This window comes from Bacillus sp. SIMBA_074 (genome assembly GCF_046534555.1).
GTDB classification, from domain to species: domain Bacteria; phylum Bacillota; class Bacilli; order Bacillales; family Bacillaceae_G; genus Bacillus_A; species Bacillus_A mycoides.
This window is the reverse complement of sequence record NZ_JAWRYM010001150.1, coordinates 1-240: the sequence shown is the minus strand read 5'-3', so window position 1 is coordinate 240 and position 240 is coordinate 1. Positions and strand designations below refer to the sequence as shown.

Genomic DNA, 240 nt, shown 5'->3' with positions numbered 1-240 from the left:
CTTGAGGTTCCTATGATTAAAAAGGCAGCAGGTGATGCATTCGTGACCGTGACACCTGGTATTCGTCCAATCGGAGCTGATCAGGGAGATCAAACCCGAATTACAACACCAGAAGAGGCTTTCCGTTTGGGAAGCGATTATCTCGTGATTGGTCGTGCGATTACGAATGCAAAAGATCCAGTGGCTACTTGGCAAAGTATCGTGCAAGCAGTTGAAGCGGATCGAAAATAATGAATCACC

At 46.7% G+C, this 240-nt stretch carries 1 protein-coding gene; it reads left to right on the top strand.

Annotated elements, in window-relative coordinates; all coding sequences use genetic code 11:
- A partial coding sequence (locus SB773_RS34340; protein ID WP_410594993.1) for an orotidine 5'-phosphate decarboxylase / HUMPS family protein occupies window positions 1–231 on the top strand: 231 nt, incomplete at its 5' end.
- Window positions 232–240 lie beyond the last annotated feature (9 nt).